General features: G+C 70.1%; 13 protein-coding genes and 2 pseudogenes. 13 read left to right on the forward strand and 2 right to left on the reverse strand.

Annotated features, from left to right (window positions below):
- Window positions 1-349: 349 nt before the first annotated feature.
- From ACF062_RS20480 to ACF062_RS20515, 8 genes and pseudogenes are all read left to right on the forward strand, one after another.
- Entirely contained in the window at window positions 350-1,291 is a 942-nt protein-coding gene (locus ACF062_RS20480) for a hypothetical protein (RefSeq protein WP_392140002.1), read from the forward strand.
- 146 nt (window positions 1,292-1,437) lie between these two features.
- Window positions 1,438-2,499 (forward strand): LacI family DNA-binding transcriptional regulator, encoded by a 1,062-nt coding sequence (locus tag ACF062_RS20485; protein ID WP_392140004.1) that lies wholly within the window; start codon window positions 1,438-1,440, stop codon window positions 2,497-2,499.
- A 123-nt stretch (window positions 2,500-2,622) separates the two neighbouring features.
- On the forward strand, window positions 2,623-3,954 hold the full coding sequence (locus ACF062_RS20490; protein ID WP_392140006.1) for an extracellular solute-binding protein: 1,332 nt from the start codon (window positions 2,623-2,625) through the stop codon (window positions 3,952-3,954).
- A 5-nt stretch (window positions 3,955-3,959) separates the two neighbouring features.
- Complete coding sequence (locus ACF062_RS20495) at window positions 3,960-4,943, forward strand: carbohydrate ABC transporter permease (protein ID WP_392140260.1); 984 nt, start codon at window positions 3,960-3,962, stop codon at window positions 4,941-4,943.
- Window positions 4,940-5,776, forward strand: coding sequence for a carbohydrate ABC transporter permease (locus ACF062_RS20500; protein ID WP_392140008.1), 837 nt, complete (start codon window positions 4,940-4,942; stop codon window positions 5,774-5,776). The genes ACF062_RS20495 and ACF062_RS20500 overlap by 4 nt, the downstream gene beginning before the upstream one ends.
- A gap of 48 nt (window positions 5,777-5,824) precedes the next feature.
- A complete protein-coding gene (locus ACF062_RS20505; protein ID WP_392140010.1) occupies window positions 5,825-8,056 on the forward strand; it encodes a glycoside hydrolase family 3 N-terminal domain-containing protein in 2,232 nt (743 codons plus the stop codon).
- 107 nt (window positions 8,057-8,163) lie between these two features.
- Window positions 8,164-9,210 (forward strand): annotated as a pseudogene (locus tag ACF062_RS20510) (endo-1,4-beta-xylanase); the annotation flags it as partial.
- A gap of 159 nt (window positions 9,211-9,369) precedes the next feature.
- The gene (locus ACF062_RS20515) at window positions 9,370-10,335 is read left to right on the forward strand and encodes a glycoside hydrolase family 6 protein (RefSeq protein ID WP_392140011.1); all 966 of its coding nucleotides are present in this window, start codon (window positions 9,370-9,372) and stop codon (window positions 10,333-10,335) included.
- Between the two features lie 51 nt (window positions 10,336-10,386).
- Here ACF062_RS20515 and ACF062_RS20520 read toward each other — a convergent pair whose 3' ends face one another.
- On the reverse strand, window positions 10,387-11,625 hold the full coding sequence (locus tag ACF062_RS20520) for an aromatic acid exporter family protein (protein WP_223778865.1): 1,239 nt from the start codon (window positions 11,623-11,625) through the stop codon (window positions 10,387-10,389).
- A 177-nt stretch (window positions 11,626-11,802) separates the two neighbouring features.
- Between ACF062_RS20520 and ACF062_RS20525 the strand changes: the two genes are divergently transcribed.
- The 5 genes and pseudogenes from ACF062_RS20525 to ACF062_RS20545 all read left to right on the forward strand — a co-directional run bounded on the left by ACF062_RS20525 (window position 11,803) and on the right by ACF062_RS20545 (window position 17,562).
- Window positions 11,803-12,732 carry a hypothetical protein gene (locus tag ACF062_RS20525; RefSeq protein WP_392140013.1) on the forward strand — a complete coding sequence of 310 codons (930 nt, stop codon included), beginning with the start codon at window positions 11,803-11,805 and terminating at the stop codon, window positions 12,730-12,732.
- A 618-nt stretch (window positions 12,733-13,350) separates the two neighbouring features.
- Window positions 13,351-14,157: pseudogene (locus ACF062_RS20530) on the forward strand (glycosyl hydrolase family 5); the annotation flags it as partial.
- Between the two features lie 44 nt (window positions 14,158-14,201).
- Window positions 14,202-15,707: a glycoside hydrolase family 6 protein gene (locus ACF062_RS20535; RefSeq protein WP_392140015.1), complete on the forward strand. Its 1,506-nt coding sequence runs from the start codon at window positions 14,202-14,204 to the stop codon at window positions 15,705-15,707.
- A complete protein-coding gene (locus tag ACF062_RS20540) occupies window positions 15,704-16,831 on the forward strand; it encodes a lytic polysaccharide monooxygenase (protein ID WP_392140017.1) in 1,128 nt (375 codons plus the stop codon). The genes ACF062_RS20535 and ACF062_RS20540 overlap by 4 nt, the downstream gene beginning before the upstream one ends.
- Before the next feature lie 23 nt (window positions 16,832-16,854).
- Window positions 16,855-17,562: a lytic polysaccharide monooxygenase gene (locus tag ACF062_RS20545; RefSeq protein ID WP_392140019.1), complete on the forward strand. Its 708-nt coding sequence runs from the start codon at window positions 16,855-16,857 to the stop codon at window positions 17,560-17,562.
- A 129-nt stretch (window positions 17,563-17,691) separates the two neighbouring features.
- Here ACF062_RS20545 and ACF062_RS20550 read toward each other — a convergent pair whose 3' ends face one another.
- The gene (locus ACF062_RS20550) at window positions 17,692-18,834 is read right to left on the reverse strand and encodes a serine hydrolase domain-containing protein (RefSeq protein WP_392140021.1); all 1,143 of its coding nucleotides are present in this window, start codon (window positions 18,832-18,834) and stop codon (window positions 17,692-17,694) included.
- Between the last annotated feature and the right edge of the window lie 92 nt (window positions 18,835-18,926).

Here is an 18,926-nt window from a genome sequence, read left to right on the forward strand (position 1 = left end):
GGCGGTGTACGCGGACCGCGCGGGAAGGCTGTGGCGGATCGCGGAGATGTGCGCGCGGTGCGCGGCGGCTGTGCCCGACTGCCGGGTGCTGGCCACTGCCCCGCCACCGGCTCGTACGACCACGGCCGGGCCGGGCAGGGCGGCAGTCGTGAAGCAGGCCGAAGGAGCCGGAGGAAACGCTGAACCGGATGGTGTGTCCGCGACGTTCTCCGATCACGGCGGCTCTTCCCCGGCGGCGGCCGGCGCTGCCTTCCTCGCCCCCGGACCGGGATCGCTGCCGCACGCTCGTACGAGCTCGCAGGGGGCGAGGTCCCGGCAGGCGAAACGGGGAAAGATCGCACAGCGGATCGTGCCGCATGACCTTGAGCCAGATAGCCTGCGGGCGGAACTGATCGAGCTCGGGGACGCGTTCCGCGCGTACCAGCAGCGCACCGAGCCCGACCTCGCTCTGCTCGCCGAACTCCACGAACGCAAGGCCGGTGCCTTCCGTCTGTGGGCCGATGTGAGCGGCGACGACTCCCTGCGCCACGAGGCACATCGGGCCCAGACGGCCGCGCGGACCACCCGCGAGATGTACGTCAACCGCACCGGCCTGTCCATCGGTGAGGCAGCGGTCGGCGGGCCGGTGGTGCAACGTCTCCTGACCCGGCAGCAGGCCGCGCAGGCCCGCACCGTCCTGGCTCACGTTCAGACGCACGCCCCGCACCCGCTGCCCGAGGTACGCCTCGCCGTCCTCATGTTCACCCTGCGTGCCGCGAAAGCCGGCACCGGGAACATCACCGGCCAGGAGGTCACCACTTGGCTGCAGGACGACGCGGAGCGAGTGCTGCGACAGCTGGTCGACGCCGACTGGCTGTGCTTGCCCGGAACCGTCGCCGACGCACTGGCCTCGCGTCCTGAGAGCCCCACCACCATCACCGTCCCGGACCTGCTGCCCGAGCGGCCCCGCCCGTTCACCTTGGGCAAGACCAGCCGGGCGAGGATCTCCGGATGGGCCCAGAAGGTGGTGGGGGACCGGAAGATCCGCAAGAAGAAGCTGGGCGCCGCCAGTCGGCTCCTCGCCCTGTACACCGCCGCCCACACCCGCCCGGACGGCCACCTGGGCCGCGCCGAAGACGACGGACTGCCCCTGGAGGACGCCGCCGCGTTCAGCGCCCTGGCTCCTGACGAAGTCCTCCCGCACGCCGAACTGCTGATCGCCGCGGACTGGCTCGCCGAGGCCGACACCACCGGAGGGAAGCTGCGCGGACAGCTCACCGAGCGCGTCCTGCTCCTGGGAGGGCTGCTTTGACCTCGGGCGAGTGACTAGTGACGCCCCGCGGCGAAGCGCGCGGCATGTTCGAGGTGCCGGACGGAAAGCTCCGGGCGGCCGACGGCATGTCTTACGGTTTCCGGAAGGCGCCCGGAGCTTCCGGGTGTGCTGCTACGGAGGTGGGGATGGTGGCCGGGGAAGGCGCTCAGCGCAAGGCGGGCACACGGAGCGCGGACGGGGCGGCGAAGGTGACGATCGCCGAGATCGCGCGGGAGGCCGGGGTGTCCGTGCCGACGGTCTCGCGCGTCGTCAACGGGCGCTCGGACGTCTCGTCCGCGACCCGCGCTCGGATCGAGGACCTGTTGCACCGGCACGGCTACCGGCGCCGGCCGACCGCGCCCGGGGGCCGGGCGGCCCTGCTCGACCTGGTCTTCAACGACCTGGACAGCCCGTGGGCAGTAGAGATCATCCGGGGTGTGGAGGAGGTCGCGCACGAGGCGGGCGTGGGCACGGTCGTCTCCGCGATCCACGACCGTGCGGGCGCCGCGCGACAGTGGATGACCAATCTGCGGGCCCGCGCCTCCGACGGAGTGATCCTCGTGACGTCGGTGCTCGAACCGGGGCTCCACGAGGAACTGCGGCGCCTCGGCGTGCCGTTGGTGGTCGTCGACCCCGCCGGATCTCCCGCCACCGAGGCGCCGACCGTCGGCGCCACGAACTGGGCGGGCGGCATGGCGGCGACCGAGCATGTGCTCCAGCTCGGGCACCGGCGCATCGGGTTCATCGCAGGCCCTCCGCGGCTGCTGTGCTCGCGGGCCAGGCTCGACGGCTACCGGGCGGCGCTGGACGTGGCCGGGGTCGCCGTGGACGACGCGCTCGTGATGCCCGGCGACTTCTACCACGAGTCCGGGTTCACCGGCGCCGGGCGGCTGTTGGACCTGGAGGAACCGCCGACGGCGATCTTCGCCGCCAGCGATCAGATGGCGCTCGGCGCGATCGAGGCGCTGCGCCGCCGGGGCCTTCGAGTGCCGGAGGACATGAGCGTCGTCGGCTTCGACGACCTGCCGGAGGTGCGTTGGTCGTCGCCACCGCTCACGACGGTCCGGCAACCGCTCTCAGAAATGGGCAAGTTGGCGGCGCGGATGCTGCTGGACCTCGCGCGGAACGTCGAGCTGGCGTCGCCGCGGGTGGAGTTGGCCACTGAGCTGGTAGTCCGGGCGAGCACCGCACCGCCGCGCCGAACATAACCCAAGAGCGTACTCCGGGGGCGTCAACGGCCTTTTCTGCCTGAGCCGTTGACGCCTCCGACGTATGCCCGTAACTTCCATGGCCGTCCCGATAATTCTCGGAACCATTCCGGAAGGTGCGCCATGCCAGCCTTCGACCGAGCCGTCACGTCCGCGTCCGGCGCCGCGTCCTCAGCCCTCTCACGCCGCCGGTTCCTGGGGGCCGCGTCGGCTGCGGGGCTGGGCGCGGCCGGTCTCTCCGCCTGCTCGGACTCCGGATCCACCACCGACAGCGAGGGCCGGACCGTCGTGGAGTGGTGGAACATCCAGACCACGGAGCCGTCGAAGTCCGTCTGGCCCGAGCGCGCCAAGGCGTTCGAGGCCGAGCATCCCGATGTGCGCATCAAGCTCGTCACGATGGAGAACGACGCCTACAAGTCGAAGATGACGGCGCTGACCAGTTCCGGAAAGCTTCCGGACATCTACCACACGTGGGGCGGCGGCGTACTCCAGCAGCAGATCGACGCCGGCCTGGTCGAGGACCTGACCCCCTCGGTCCAGCCCTGGTCGGACACCCTCCTGGCGGCTTCGCTGAAGCCCTACCAGATCGACGGAAAGACGTACGCCGTACCGTTCGAGATAGGCGCGGTGGGCTTCTGGTACAACAAGGCGCTGTTCGCCGAGGCAGGTGTCAAGGCGCCGCCCGCCACCTGGGACGGCTACCTCGACGTGGTCAAGAAGCTGAAGAGCGCCGGGATCACCCCCATCGCCCTCGCGGGCAAGGAGAAGTGGCCCGGCATGTACTACTGGGCCTACCTGTCCATGCGGATCGCCGGGGTCGACGGCATGCGGAAAGCCGCTGACGCCAAGGACTTCACCGGCGACGACTTCGTCAAGGCGGGCGAGCACCTCAAGGAGCTCGTCGCGCTCCGGCCGTTCCAGAAGGGCCACCTCGGTGCCGCGTACTCGGCGCCCAACGGGGAGGCGGCCGCCATGGGCAACGGCAAGGCGGCCATGGAGCTGATGGGCCAGTGGGCGCCCGTCGCGCAGGCCGACGCGGGCAAGGGCATCGGCAAGGACCTCGGGTTCTTCCCCTTCCCCGCGGTCACCGGAGGCAAGGGCGCCCGCACCGACATCTTCGGCGGCGGAGGTGGCTACGCGGTGCGCAAGGGCGCGCCCAAGGCGGCCGTCGACTTCCTGAGGTTCTTCATGACGGCCGAGTCCGACCGCGTCCTCGTGACGAAGGGCTCGATCATGCCCGTCGTCAAGGACGCGATCAGCGCCCTGACCGACCGCAATCTCAAGCTCGTCTCCGACGCCGTCGACAAGGCGACCGACTTCCAGCTCTACCTCGACCAGGCGTACCCGCCCGCCGTCGGCCAGGAGATCAACGACTCGGTGGCCGCCCTGATCGCCGGGTCCAAGTCGCCCGAGCAGGTGGCCCGTTCGGTCACCCAGGTAGCGAAGAGCCAGTGACCGACATGACCTCCACGTACGTGAAGGACCCGGCGCCCGCGCCACCGAGGCCGCCGGAGACCGGGACGAGCCGGCCGCTGACCCGACGGGCCGCCGACTGGCTGACCGCCTTCTGCTTCACCCTGCCCGCCCTGCTCCTGTTCGGCGCACTCGTGCTCGCCCCGATCCTGTACGCCGTCTACGTCAGCCTCTTCAACTGGGGCGGCTTCGGGGCCCCTTCGGACTACGCCGGTCTCGACAACTACACCCGGCTCATCCACGACCCGGTCTTCCTCGGCGACCTGTGGCGCGGCCTGCTGCTCGTGCTGTTCTCGGTGTGCGTGCAGCTGCCGTTCGCGCTCGGGATGGCCGTGCTGCTCAACCGGAAACTGCGCGGGCGGGCCCTGTACCGCATGCTGTTCTTCGCCCCCTACGTCCTCTCCGAGGTCATCACGGGCGTCCTCTTTTCCATGATCTTCGCGCCCGACGACGGGCTCGCCGACAAGGTGCTCGGCTCGGTCGGTCTCGACGGCCTCGGCGGGCTGTGGTTCGCGGACCAGGACCATGTGCTGCCGACCCTGTTCCTCGTCATGACATGGAAGTACTTCGGCTTCCACATGATGCTGTACCTCGCCGGACTACAGGGCATCCCCACCGAACTGCACGAGGCGGCCCGCATCGACGGCGCGGGCCCCTGGCAGCGCTTCCGCCACATCACCCTGCCCCTGCTGGGACCGACGGTCCGCATCAGCGTCTTCCTCTCCGTGATCGGCGCCATCCAGCTCTTCGACCTGGTGTGGGTGGTCACGCAGGGTGGCCCCGACCACCACTCCGAGACCATGGCCGTGACCATGTTCCAGTTCGGCTTCAAGCGCTACCAGATGGGCTACGCCAGCGCGATCAGCATCGCCATGTTCCTCATCAGCCTCGTCTTCGCCCTCATCTACCAGCGATCCGTGCTGCGCCGAGACACCCAAGGAGCCCTCACCGCCATGCGAGCCTCCCGATGAGCGCGGGCACACGCCGCACGCTGCGCTCCGTGCCGCTGTACGTCGTGGTGTGGCTGGTCGGTGCCGTGATGGTCACACCACTGCTGTACGCGTTCGTGTCCGGGTTCAAGTCCACCGGCCAGCTCTCCCGCAACACGTTCGGCCTGCCCTCGCCGTGGGTGACGTCCAACTACACCGACGTACTCGCCTCCGGCTCGTTCTGGCGCATGCTGGGCGCCTCCACGATGATCGCCGTCGGGACGACCGTGCTGACGGTGGGCGCCGCGGCCCTCGCCGCCTTCGCGCTCGCCCGATTCGCCTTCCGCGGCCGCGAGTTGCTCTTCACCCTCTTCACCGTGGGGCTGATGTTCCCGTTCGCCGTGGCGATCCTGCCGCTCTTCGTCCTGTTGCGCACCTTCGGGCTGCTCGACAACCCCTGGGGCGTGATCCTGCCGCAGGCCGCCTTCGGACTGCCGATGACCATCGTCATCCTGCGCGGCTTCTTCCGGGAGATCCCCGGCGAACTGGAGGAGGCCGCCACCCTCGACGGCTGCTCGGCGTTCGGCTTCTTCTGGCGGATCCTGCTGCCCATGGCACGGCCCGCGCTCGGGACCGTCTCCATCCTCGCCGTCGTCGGCAGCTGGAACAACTTCCTGCTGCCGCTGCTGGTGTTCAGTGAGCAGACCTGGTGGACGATCCCCATCGGCGTCCAGCAGTTCCAGGGTCAGTACGGCACCGACATCGCCCGCGTCTTCGCCTATCTCGTCCTCGCGATGCTGCCCGCCCTCGCCTTCTACGCCGTCGCCGAACGGCAGTTGGTCGGGGGCATCACCATGGGCGCCACCAAGGGCTGAGCACCCAGGCGCCGACGACCCCGTTTCGCACCGCACCTGAGGAGTTCCATGGTCGAGCCATGGCAGGACACCACCCTGCCCGTCCACGTCCGGGCGGCGGACCTGCTTGCCCGGATGACCGCCGAGGAGAAGACCGCTCAGCTGTCCAGCGTATGGATCGGCGCCGAGCCCGCCGCCGACGGGGCCACCGACGTCGCCCCCGGACAGCACACCTACGCGGCCCGCAGTACCCTCCTCGACACCCTGCTGCCCCATGGCCTCGGCCATCTCACCCGCCCATTCGGCACCGTGCCCCTCGAACCCGCCGAGGGGGTCGCCCGCCTCGCCGAACTCCAGCGCACGGTCCGCGCAGGCAACCGATTCGCCCTGCCCGCGATCGCCCACGAGGAGTGCTTGACCGGGTTCACCGCCTGGCGGGCCACCGTCTTTCCGACCCCGCTGGCCTGGGGCGCCACCTACGACCCGGTGCTGATCACCGAGATGGCGCAGGCAATCGGCAGATCGATGCGCGCCGTCGGCGTCCACCAGGGACTCGCTCCGGTCCTGGACGTCGTGCGGGACCCGCGCTGGGGCCGGACCGAGGAGTCGATCGGCGAGGATCCATACCTCGTCGGCACCATCGGCACCGCCTACGTGCGAGGCCTGGAGGCTGCCGGGATCGTCGCCACGCTCAAGCACTTCGCCGGATACTCGGCCTCACGCGCCGCCCGCAACCACGCGCCCGCCTCGCTCGGCCCGAGAGAGCTCGCGGACGTGATCCTGCCGCCGTTCGAAATGGCGGTACGCGACGGCGGCGCCCGCTCCGTGATGCCCGCCTACAACGACGTCGACGGCCTGCCCGCCCACGCCCACCCGGAACTGCTCACCCAACTCCTGCGCGACCGCTGGCAGTTCACGGGAACCGTGGTGTCGGACTACTACGGCGTCTCGCTCCTCGAGGAGGCGCACCGGATCGCAGACGGGCAGGGCCGTGCCGCACGGCTCGCCCTGGCGGCCGGCATCGACGTGGAGCTGCCGGCGGCCCGCTGTCTCCACCCCGCCGACCCACTTCCCGGGGACCTGCTCGACCGGGCCGCGCTGCGCGTCCTCACGCAGAAGTGCGAACTGGGGCTGCTCGACCCGGACTGGGAACCCGTCACGGGCGGGGCGCCCGTCGACCTGAACCCGCCGCACATGCGGGAGCTGGCGCGGAAGGTCGCCGAGGAGTCGGTCGTGCTGCTCGCCAACGACTCCGGGACGCTGCCGCTCGGCAACGGGTTGCGCCTCGCCGTCGTCGGCCCGCTCGCCGACGAGCAGGCCGCGATGCTCGGGTGCTACACGTTCCCCCGGCACGTGGGCGTGCACCATCCCGAACTGCCCACAGGGGTCGAGGTTCCGACGCTCGCCGAGGCGCTGCGCGTCGAGTTCCCGGACGCCGTGTTCGTCGACGATCCGGCAGCCGCCGACGTCTGCCTGGCCGTGGTCGGGGACCGGTCGGGCCTGTTCGGGCGCGGCTCGTCGGGCGAGGGCTGTGATGCCGAGGACCTCCAACTGCCCTACGGGCAAGACGCGTTGCTCGACGATGCGATGACCTGCGGCCCGCCGGTCGTCATCGTCGTACTCAGCGGAAGGCCCTACGCGCTCGGCCGCTGGGCGGAGAAGGCCGCCGCCGTCGTCCAGGCGTTCTTCCCCGGACAGGAGGGCGGCAGCGCCGTCGCGGGCGTCCTCTCCGGCCGGGTCGGCCCCTCAGGGCGCCTGCCCGTCGGGGTGCCGCGCGGACCGGGCGGCCAGCCCGCACCGTACCTCGCGCCGCCACTCGGCCGGCACGGCTTCCCCAGCACCGTGGACCCGACGCCCCTGTACCCGTTCGGGCACGGCCTGTCCTACACCACGTTCAGCTGGAGCCAACCGCTGTACGAGGCCGAGGAGTTCGCCACTGACGGCGAGGCCACGCTGCGGCTGACCGTCCGCAACACGGGAGAGCGTCCCGGAACCGAAGTCGTCCAGCTCTATCTGCATGACCCGGTCGGCACCGTCGCCCGTCCCGAGGTCCGGCTCGTCGGCTACGCCCGGGTGCCGCTGGAGGCGGGGGAGTCGGCCGAGGTGCACGCCACGTTCCCCGCCGACCTCGCCGCGTACACCGGCGCCGACGGCCGCCGCGTCGTCGAGCCCGGCGCCCTCGAACTGCGCGTCGCCGCCTCCAGCGACCACGTCCACCACACGGTGCCGCTCACCCTGACGGGACCGGTACGCGAGGTCGGGCACGAGCGCCGCATGTGGTGCGAGATGAGTGTCAAGTAGACCGCGGCCGAGCTCCGATCCGCCCACGCCCTGAACCGATCCCACCGACCGCACCATCCACCTGCCGCACCACCCACCCATCCACACCCAACCGCACGAGGAGAACCATGAACCCACTGAAGAGGCCCGGCCTTCGCCGAACCCCGGTGATGTCCCTGCTGGCAGCCGCGGTCCTGATGGCCACCGGCACCGCTGCCGCCGTGCCCGACACCACGCCCCGGGCATCCACGCTGGGTGCCCAAGCCGCCCAGTCCGGACGCTACTTCGGCACCGCCGTGGCCGCCGGAAAGCTCGGGGACGGCACGTACACCGGGATCCTGGGCCGTGAGTTCAACAGCGTCACGCCCGAGAACGAGATGAAGTGGGACGCCACGGAACCGTCCCGCGGCTCGTTCAACTTCGGCCCCGCCGACCAGATCGTCAACGGCGCAACGGCCCGCGGTCAGCGCGTGCGCGGCCACACCCTGGTCTGGCACTCCCAACTGCCGGGCTGGGTCAGCTCCATCAGGGACGCGAACACCCTGCGCGGCGTGATGAACCACCACATCACCACCGTGATGAACCGCTACAAGGGCCGGATCCACTCCTGGGACGTGGTCAACGAGGCCTTCGCCGACGGGCCCAGCGGCCAGCTCCGCAGCTCGGTCTTCCGGGACGTGCTCGGCGACGGCTTCATCGAGCAGGCGTTCCGGACCGCCCGGTCCACCGACCCGGCGGCCAAGCTCTGCTACAACGACTACAACATCGAGAACTGGAACGACGCCAAGACCCAGGGCACCTACCGTATGGTGCGCGACTTCAAGGCGCGGGGTGTGCCCATCGACTGCGTCGGCCTCCAGGCACACTTCGGCGCCGGCGGGCCGCCCGCCAGTTTCCAGACGACGCTGTCGAACTTCGCCGCACTCGGCGTGGACGTCCAGATCACCGAACTGGACATCGCGCAGGCGTCGCCGACCGCGTACGCGAACACGGTCAGGGCCTGCATGAACGTCGCGCGCTGCACCGGCATCACCGTCTGGGGCATCCGCGACAGCGACTCCTGGCGCAGCGGCGAGAACCCGCTGCTGTTCGACCGCAACGGCAACAAGAAGCCGGCGTACAACGCGGTCCTGACGACGCTGGGCGGCACGCCCGCCGCCACGCGCAGGGCGCCCTGAGCCGCACACGCTCTGCCCAGCGACCACACGTCAGCCGTGTGACCCGCTGACCGACCGTGCCGTGGGGGAGCGCTTCCGTGGTGGGAGCGCTCCCTCGCGCTCGGCCGACCATCCGACACATCCCATGCGTCCCTGCCAGAAAGCCGAGGTACCGTCATGCGCCGCAGACTGCTCACCCTGCTGGCAGCACTCTCCGCACTGTCGCTGACACTCGCCGCCGCACCGTCCGCCCAGGCGGCCGACCCGACGAGCATGACCAACGGTTTCTACGTGGACCCCGACTCAAGCGCCCGGCGGTGGGTCGCCGCCAACCCCCGCGACGGCCGGGCGCCCGCGATCGACGCCGCCATCGCCAAGACCCCGATGGCCCGCTGGTTCGGCTCGTGGAGCGGCACCATCGGCACCGCCACCGGTGCGTACGTGGGCGCCGCGGATGCCCGGGACAAGCTGCCCGTCCTCGTCGCCTACAACATCTACAACCGCGACTACTGCGGCGGGCACTCCGGAGGCGGTGCCTCCTCGCCGTCCGCCTACGCGAACTGGATCGCACAGTTCGCGGGCGGGATCGCGGACCGCCCGGCCGTCGTCGTCCTCGAACCGGACTCCCTCGGGGACTACGGCTGCATGACCCAGGCCCAGATCGACGAACGCGAGGTCATGCTCACCGGCGCGCTCGCCGAGTTCAACCGCCGAGCGCCCCACACGTGGGTCTATCTCGACGCCGGCAATCCGGGCTGGGCGAGCGCGGCGACCATGGCCCGGCGTCTCCACGAAGCCGGCGTCCGACAGGCCCACGGCTTCTCGCTCAACGTCTCCAACTACCTGACCACGGCCGAGAACACCGCGTACGGCAACGCCGTCAACAGGGAACTCAGCGCCCGGTACGGCTACACCAAGCCGTTCGTCGTCGACACGAGCCGCAACGGCAACGGCTCCGACGGGCAGTGGTGCAACCCCTCGGGCCGCCGTATCGGCACCCCCACCCAGTTGGGCGGAGGCGCCGAGATGCTGCTGTGGATCAAGGTCCCGGGCGAGTCCGACGGTGACTGCGGCGCCGGAGCCGGCTCTTCGGCCGGTCAGTTCCTCCCGGAAGTCGCGTACAAGATGATCTACGGCTACTGAACCGGCCCGCGCACCGGCGAGACGGGGCGTGGAGTTCCGCGTGTGCCGGCCTCACGCCTCGACGGTCGGCCGCCGCTCCCTGCCGCTCTCGCCGCGCAGCCGGCGGCGCAGCGCCGCGAGCCGCGGGTGGCGCTCGCTGACCTCCGCCGAGTGGCGGTCCAGCTCCTGCATGAGGCGCTCGGTGCGCTTGTGGAGGTCCAGCTCGTCGAGGATCCGGTCGACCTCGGCGAGCAGGGCGCCGTGCAGCTGCCACTGCCTGGGGTGCTCCTGTACGTCCTCAAGCAGCATGTCGGCGACCCGGTCGCGGGTGACCCGGCTCGCGGCCAGGGCGGCGGTCAGCCGCTCCTCGGCGTCCTCGGCGTTGGCGGCCACCTGGGTGGTGATCAGCCGGGCGAAGCTCTCGATGGCGTCGGCCAGCTGTTCGAACAGCTCCTTGATGCCGGCCGACACGTCCGGCGGGAACAGCGACTCCTCCGTACGGAACTTCGCCAGGTCCGTCAGGCTCCGGGTCAGCACCCGCAGCACCACCGCGCAGATCTCCAGGGTGTCAAGGCCCGTCCGCAGCACCACCCGGGACAGCAGCCCCTCCCGTACGCGTGGGTTCATCCGCAGGCTCTCCTCCGCCTGCCGCAGCGAGGCGTCGACCTCCACGATGTCGTGGTCGAGCCGCCGCGCCTCGTGCAGCCGGGCGGCCGCGTGCGGGAAGGGGAGGTGACCCCCGGCGATCTCAGCACCCATGGTGCGGAACATGTTGCCCATCCCGCGCGCCAGCCCGTCGATGGACGCCCCCGCCGACTGGGTCCACACCGGGGGCGCGAACAGCAGGTTGAACAGCAGGCCCACCCCGGCGCCGATCAGTGTCTCCAGTACCCGGTGCCAGGCCGCCGACGTGGCCTGGGAGACACCCAGGACCAGCATCGCGCTGATCGCCACCTCGGGCACAAACTCGTTCACCCGTACGAAACGGCCGATGATCAGCGAGGTGAAGATCGTCAGGCCAAGGCTCCACCAGGTCAGCCCGACCAGGGCGGTGAAGCCGATGGCGATGAGGACACCGACGACGACGGAGTTCACGCGCCGAATGCCGGTGGTGAGGGTCGCGTACAGGGTGACCTGGACGACCAGGAGCGCGGTCAGCGGGGCCGTCAGGGGAGCGGGTTGCGCGGGCAGGACCATCAGGGCGACGCTGAAGGAGATGACGGCGGCGGCCGTGGAGCGCAGCGTCTGCGCCGCGACGGGTTCGGTGGTCCGCCGCACCAGTTTGATCACGGGTGCTGATACGTCCGGCATCCCATTCACGTGCCCGATCATGAGCCACTCAGCACACTTCAGTCCCAGGAACCCCCCGGACGCCGTTCCGCACCGCCCGTCACGGGGTACGCCGACCGGGCGCCGCGACCCCCATGATCCTCCGGACATAGGATCGGGAAACGATGTCCGACCATCCGGATCCGGGGGGAAACAACCATGACAGGTCACTCACTCAGCCGCCGAAGACTGCTGGCGGGCTCGGCCGGTGCGGGCGCCGTGGTGATGGCCGGCTCGGCGGCGGGTAGCGCGTCGGCCGCCGAGGCGCCGACGCCGAGCCCGTACCAGCTGAAGCTGCCGCACCAGATCGAGGCCGAAACGCTGATCGACTATCTGCGGATGCGGCCGTGGAGCGACGGAGCCAATCGCTACAAGACGGCGGGGCAGTTCCCGGACGAGAACTCCTCCCTCGTCTGGGGCGCACCCGGCCACCCGGAGCAGTTCTCCGCACTGGCCCAGTGCTCGTCGTTCCTGACCATGGTCCTGCAGCGTGCCTATGGCACTGGCACGGCGTACGGCTGGGCGACCAGGGAGTACTTCAGCCAGTACTTCAAGACCGAGCCCGGCAAGTTCTATCCGACGGCGGAGAAGTTCCGTGAGGGCTTCACGAACGCGGCGTCCGTCCCGCACTTCACCGGAGTGACCAAGCCGGTCAACCTCCGCCCCGGGGACCTGGTCGCTTTCGACTACGACCCGGATGTCACCACCCAGCCGTACACCGGGCACATCGTCATGATCCGGGAGCGCAAGGGCACGCTGGCTTCCCCGGTGGACGGCAAGGTCGGGGAGGGCGTTGTCCCGTACGTCTTCGAGGTCATCGACTGCACCAGCGACCCGCACGGCAATCCGGCCGCCTCCGAGGGCGCCGAGGCGACGTACCGGGGCTTCCCCGACACCCGTATCGAGGAGGCGGCCGACGGCACCGCGGGCTGGGCGGAGAGCAACGGCGTCGGCTACGGCCACATGGTGTTCTACGCGGACCCCACCACGAAGCTCTTCGCCGGCTACCGCTGGAGCGTGAACTCCTCGACACCCCGCAAGGCGACCGACCGCCCGATCGCCGCAGCCCGCGTCTACCTGGCCGAATGAAGCCACACCCGTGTGCCGGAGCGTGCTGCGCACCGGCACACGGGCAAGGACCGGAGGTGCGGGCGCTTCACCCGGCCGCGATCGGCCCGAGGCAGGTACCGCCGGAGACGTCGGGCCGCAAGACGGGCGACCGCCTCGGGAATCTCGGCGTGCCGCCAACAGACGGTCGAACTCCTCCTCGGTGAGCACCGCGAACGCCCGGCCGCCGGCCTCGACGGTCCGTGCCACGGTCTCCGCGGCGGCCGCGCGATTGCCGCCGTGGTGGACCGCGACCAGCGCCCCTCCGCGGCGAGCCGCACGGCCACCGCACGCCCGATCCCGCGTGAGCCTGCGGTCACCAGTGGTCTGGGGCGGGCCGCGCGGGAGTCCCGTCAGCGGTTGCGGCATGGCCGTGCCGTAGCGGGGCGCGGCCTGCGACTCCGGGCTTCACTCATCGGCACCTCCTTTGACCTGCTCTTTCGAAAATTCCGTCGCCGGATTGCCGCGCCTGCCCTTGTCAGGAACATGCAGGCCTTTTAGAGTCCCCGACCGAACCACCGGTGGGAGCGCTCCCATCATGGGGGAGACGGGAGCGCGTCCACGAGGTCGCCCCCCGCACTCTCACGAGAGGCCCCCCGCATGCGACCGTTACCGCATCAAGTCAGCGCCCCGCACGGCCTGTTGGGAAGGCTCATCACGGCTCTCGCCGTCGTCGCCGCGCTCGGCACCACGCTTGTCACCGGGACGGCACCGGCGCAGGCCGACACCACGATCTGCGAACCATTCGGCTCGACCACGGTCCAGGGGCGCTACGTCGCCCAGAACAACCGCTGGGGCACCAGCGAGACGCAGTGCGTCTCCGTCTCGGACGCGGGCTTCAAGGTCACCCGGGCCGACGGTTCCGTGCCGCTCGACGGCGCCCCCAAGTCATACCCGTCCCTCTTCAACGGCTGCCACTACGCCAACTGTTCGCCGGGGACCAACCTTCCGGCACGGCTCAGCACCATCTCCAGCGCGCCCACCAGCATTTCGTACGGCTATGTCAGCGACGCGGTCTACAACGCCTCGTACGACATCTGGCTCGACCCGACGCCACGGAAGGACGGCGTGAACCGGACCGAGATCATGGTCTGGTTCAACAAGGTGGGTCCGATCCAGCCCATCGGCTCGCAGGTGGGCACGGCCACCGTGGCCGGCCGCACCTGGCAGGTCTGGTCGGGCCACAACGGCGGCAACGACGTGCTGAGCTTCGTCGCCCCGTCGGTCATCACGAGCTGGAGCTTCGACGTCATGGACTTCGTCCGGCAGGCCGTCGCCCGCGGCATGGCCCGCAGCGACTGGTACCTGACGAGTGTTCAGGCCGGGTTCGAGCCCTGGCGGAACGGCACGGGGCTGTCGGTGAACTCCTTCTCGTCGACCGTCCTCATCGGCGCCGCCCGTCCCGGGGCCCGCCCGCACTCCGACGCCCTCCGGATCCCTGAGGAGACACGATGACCGACTCGAACAGATCGGCCGGCCCAGGCCCGATGCGCCCGCGCCGACGTCGGTCGGTGGCCCTGGCCACCGTCCTGGCCACCCTGATGCTCGGTGGGGCGGGACAGCTCATGGGAGGGCCCGCGGCCGCCTCGGCGGCACACGCCGCGGAGGCTCCCGCCTCCGCGAAAGCGCACGTCGACAACCCCTTCGCCGGCGCGAGCTTCTACGTCAACCCCGACTACGCGGCCAACGTCAAGCGTTCCATCGCCAAGACCTCGGACACCGCTCTCAAGGCCAAGATGGAGAAGGTCAAGAGATATCCCACCGCCGTCTGGCTGGACCGGATCGCGGCGATCCACGGCGGCGACGCCAACGCCGGCCGCAAGAGCCTGGCCGACCACCTCGACCTGGCGCTGGCCCAGAAGAAGCCCGGGAAGCCGATCACGGCCACGTTCGTCGTGTACGACCTGCCGGGGAGGGACTGCGCGTCCCTGGCCTCCAACGGCGAACTGCCGCTGACCCAGGCGGGCCTCGACCGCTACAAGAACGACTACATCGACGGCATCGCGAGCGTCTTCAAGAACCCCAAGTACCGGAACGTCCGCATCACCACGGTCATCGAACCGGACGGTCTGCCGAACCTGGTGACCAACACCGCCGACCCGGAGTGCGCCCAGGCCAAGAGCAGCGGCATCTACGTAAAGGCCGCCCAGTACGCCCTGGACAAGCTGCACGCCATCCCCAACGTCTATACGTATCTCGACGTCGCGCACTCCGGCTGGCTCGGCTGGGACACCAACCTCGCGCAGACCGTGGAGTTGTACACCGAGGTGGCGAAGGGCACCGCGGCCGGGCTGAGCAGCGTCGACGGGTTGGTCACCAACGTCTCCAACTACACGCCGCTGGAGGAGCCGTTCCTGACCGACCCGGACAGGACGGTCGGCGGCAACATGGTCAAGTCCAGCGAGTTCTACGGGTGGAACCCCAACTTCGACGAGTCGGACTTCACCAGGAACCTGCACCGAACTCTGGTCGCGGCAGGCTGGCCCGCCTCCACCGGCATGGTCATCGACACCTCCCGCAACGGCTGGGGCGGCTCCGCCCGGCCGACCGCCGAGAGCACGAGCACCACGCTCGACACCTACGTCGCCGAGTCCAAGGCCGACCGGCGCGCGCATCGCGGGCTGTGGTGCAACGTCGACGGCGCGGGGCTCGGGCAGCCGCCGCGGAGTGCGCCGTCCGGCTTCCCGGAGTCGCACCTGGACGCGTTCCTGTGGGTCAAGCCGCCGGGTGAGTCCGACGGGGCCGGCGAGGACATCCCGAACAACGAGGGCAAGCGCAAGGACCCGATGTGCGATCCCTCCTACACCGTGCCCGGCGCGGGCAGCAAGACCGGCGCCCTGCCCGGCGCGCCCTTGGCCGGTCACTGGTTCCACGACCAGTTCTCGATGCTGGTGAAGAACGCCTACCCGGCGGTGCCGACCGACCCGAAGGCCACGACGAAGAAGGAGACGCCATGACCCGAAGCACCCGAAGCACCCGAAGTACTGGGGGGACTCGGAGGAGTAGGAACAAGAGACGACCGCTGTCCTTGCTGGCGGTGTTCGCCACCCTGCTCAGCGGGCTCGGCCTGACCCTGATCGGCCAGGACGACGCCCAGGCGCACGGTGTGACGATGACGCCCGGATCGCGGACCTACCTCTGCTACCGGGACGCCAGGACCAGCACCGGCGCGCTCGACCCGACGAACCCGGCGTGCAAGGCGGCGCTCGCGGAGAGCGGCGCGAACGCGCTGTACAACTGGTTCGCCGTGCTCGACTCCAACGCGGGCGGACGCGGCCCGGGCTACGTCCCTGACGGCAAGCTGTGCAGTGCCGGTGACCGCTCCCCGTACAACTTCACCGGCTACAACGCCGCCCGCGCCGACTGGCCCCGGACGCACCTCACCTCCGGGGCGACGATCAGGATCAAGCACAGCAACTGGGCGGCGCACCCCGGAGACTTCAGGGTGTACATGTCCAAGCCCGGCTACTCGCCCACGAAGCCGCTGGGCTGGGACGACCTGGAGCTCATCCAGACCGTCACCGACCCGCCGCAGTCCGGCTCGGTGGGCAGCGAATCCGGTCACTACTACTGGGACCTCAAGCTGCCCTCGGGCCGCTCCGGTGACGCGATGATGTTCATCCAGTGGGTGCGGTCGGACAGCCAGGAGAACTTCTTCTCCTGCTCCGACATCGTCTTCGACGGCGGCAACGGCGAGGTGACGGGGATCCGCGACCCGGGGAGCACCCCCACGCCGACGCCCACCCCCACGCCGACCCCGAGCGACCCGCACACCGGATGTATGGCCCTCTACAAGGTGACGAACTCCTGGAACGGCGGCTTCCAGGGTTCCGTCGAGGTGATGAACCACAACACCACCGCCCGTGACGGATGGGCCGTGCGCTGGCAGCCGGGCGCGGGCACCAAGATCAATCAGGTCTGGAACGGCACCTTCAGTACCGGATCCGACGGCGCGGTCACGGTCAAGAACGTCGACCACAACCGCACCATCCCGCCGGACGGCACCGTGACGTTCGGCTTCACGGCCACCTCGACCGGGAGCAACCTGCCGGTCGGCTCGATCACCTGCGTCAAGCCGTAAGGAAACACGGAAAGAAGGAGACCATGGGTTGTCATATACATGCCCATAGTGGGCGGGCCCCCGGCAAGCGGGCCTACGCCTACGGCAGTCAGCGCCGTCTGACGCTCGTCCTGAGCGCCTTCGTCGCCGTGCTGCTCGGCCTGCTCCCCTGGAGTGGCACCGCGGTGGCCCACGGATCGGTCGTCGACCCGGCATCGCGCAACTACGGCTGCTGGCAGCGCTGGGGCAGCGACTTCCAGAATCCGGCGATGGCCACGCTCGACCCCATGTGCTGGCAGGCGTGGCGGGCCGACCCCAACGCCATGTGGAACTGGAACGGCCTGTACCGCAACGGCTCCGGCGGCAACTTCCCGGCGGCCGTCCCCGACGGCCAACTGTGCAGCGGCGGCCGGACCGAGGGCGGTCGCTACAACGCGCTGGACGCCGTGGGCCCATGGAAGACCACGGACGTCGGCGCCGACTTCGACGTCAAGCTGTACGACCAGGCCAGTCACGGCGCGGACTACTTCCTGGTCTACGTCACTCGACAGGGCTTCGACCCCACCACCCAGCCGCTGCGCTGGAGCGACCTGGAACTGGTGGCCCGCACCGGCAAGTACGCGCCCAGCCAGAACTACACGATCCCTGTGCGTACGTCCGGCTACAGCGGTCGCCATGTCGTCTACACGATTTGGCAGGCGTCGCACATGGATCAGACCTACTTCCTGTGCAGCGATGTGAACTTCCGCTGACCGCGTCGGAGCCCCGGCGCACCGTCTGAAGGGCAGGCCGCCACCGTCACCCCGGCGGCCTGACCCGGCGGCGAATGCCCTGCCCCGTGCGGCGCCGGTCCGTATTGCCTGGGGGCGAAGGGCGCCTGATCACCCCTGCGTTCGCGTCCGGCAGTAACCCCGTTGGAAGGCAGCCCAGAAGTCGTCGTCGATCCCGGTGTCGGCGAACGAGTTCCAGTTGGTGTGGGCGACGAGTTGGTCGCGCCCGTCGCGGCTGTTGAGGGCGAAGGTCAGGTACCCGAGTGCGCTGCCGCCGTGGCCGTACGCACGGCCGCAGCCGGTGGCGTAGACATAGACACCGAGGCCGTAGGCGACAGCGGGCGGAGCACTGCCGGTCGTGGGCACCGTGTCGGTGAGCATCCGGCGAAGCAGGCCCGGGGGCAGCAGACGTCCTTGCAGCAGGGCCCGGTAGAAGCGCGCGATGTCGGCCGCGGTCGTGACGAGGGCGCCCGATGCCCCGGCCTCGGAGGGGCTGAAGCCTGTGACATCGGCACGGGTCGGGTCCGGCGCGTTCGGCAGCAGGAGCGAAACGTCCGCGTAGCCGTGCACATGGGGTCCCTCGATGGTGGTCCGCGCCAGCGGGTACGAGGTGTCGCGCAGCCCGAGGGGAGCGAAGACGCGGCGTTCGAGGTTGGTGCGCAGATCGCGGTCGGTGATCCGTTCGACGATCAGGTCGAGCAGCAGGTAGTTGGTGTTGGAGTACCGGAATCGGCTGCCGGGAGCCGGGAAGTACCGGGGTTCGGCAAGCCCGATGCCGATCAGCTGGTCGCGGGGCCAGTACTGGTCAAGCCTGCGGAAGTGGGGGAGCAGCCCGTCGATGTAGTCGTACAGCCCGCTCGTGTGGTTGAGCAGCTGGCGGACAGTGATGGGCGAACCGGCCAGTGCGTTGCCGGTGTGGACCTGGTCCGGCAGCAGGCTCTGCACGGTGTCGTCGAGTCGCAGCCGGTGCTCGGCGACGAGTTGCAGAACGACCGTTGCGGTGAAGGTCTTGGTGATGCTTCCGGCGCGGAACTTAAGGTCCGGCGCCATCGGCGTGCCGGCGGATCGGTCGGCGAGGCCGGCCGCGCCGAAGCGGTCGTCCGAGCCGCGGCGGGCTCGCAGGAAGGCGCCTGGGTTGGGGTTCGGGTCGGCCACCACCTGGTCGACCAGGGTCTGCAGGGCCGGGTCACGGCGACTGCCGGCCGTCTGTCCGTCACTGGCCTGGTCCGCGGTGGCCATACCGGGCGGCAGCACGAGAGCAAGAGCAAGTCCGAGGCCTAACAGGCGTCTTGAGCGTCGTCGTCGGATCATCGCGGGGCCCTCTCGGGTAGCAATATGGACGTACG

It is taken from the genome of Streptomyces sp. NPDC015345 (assembly GCF_043078805.1).
Taxonomy (GTDB): Bacteria; Actinomycetota; Actinomycetes; order Streptomycetales; family Streptomycetaceae; genus Streptomyces.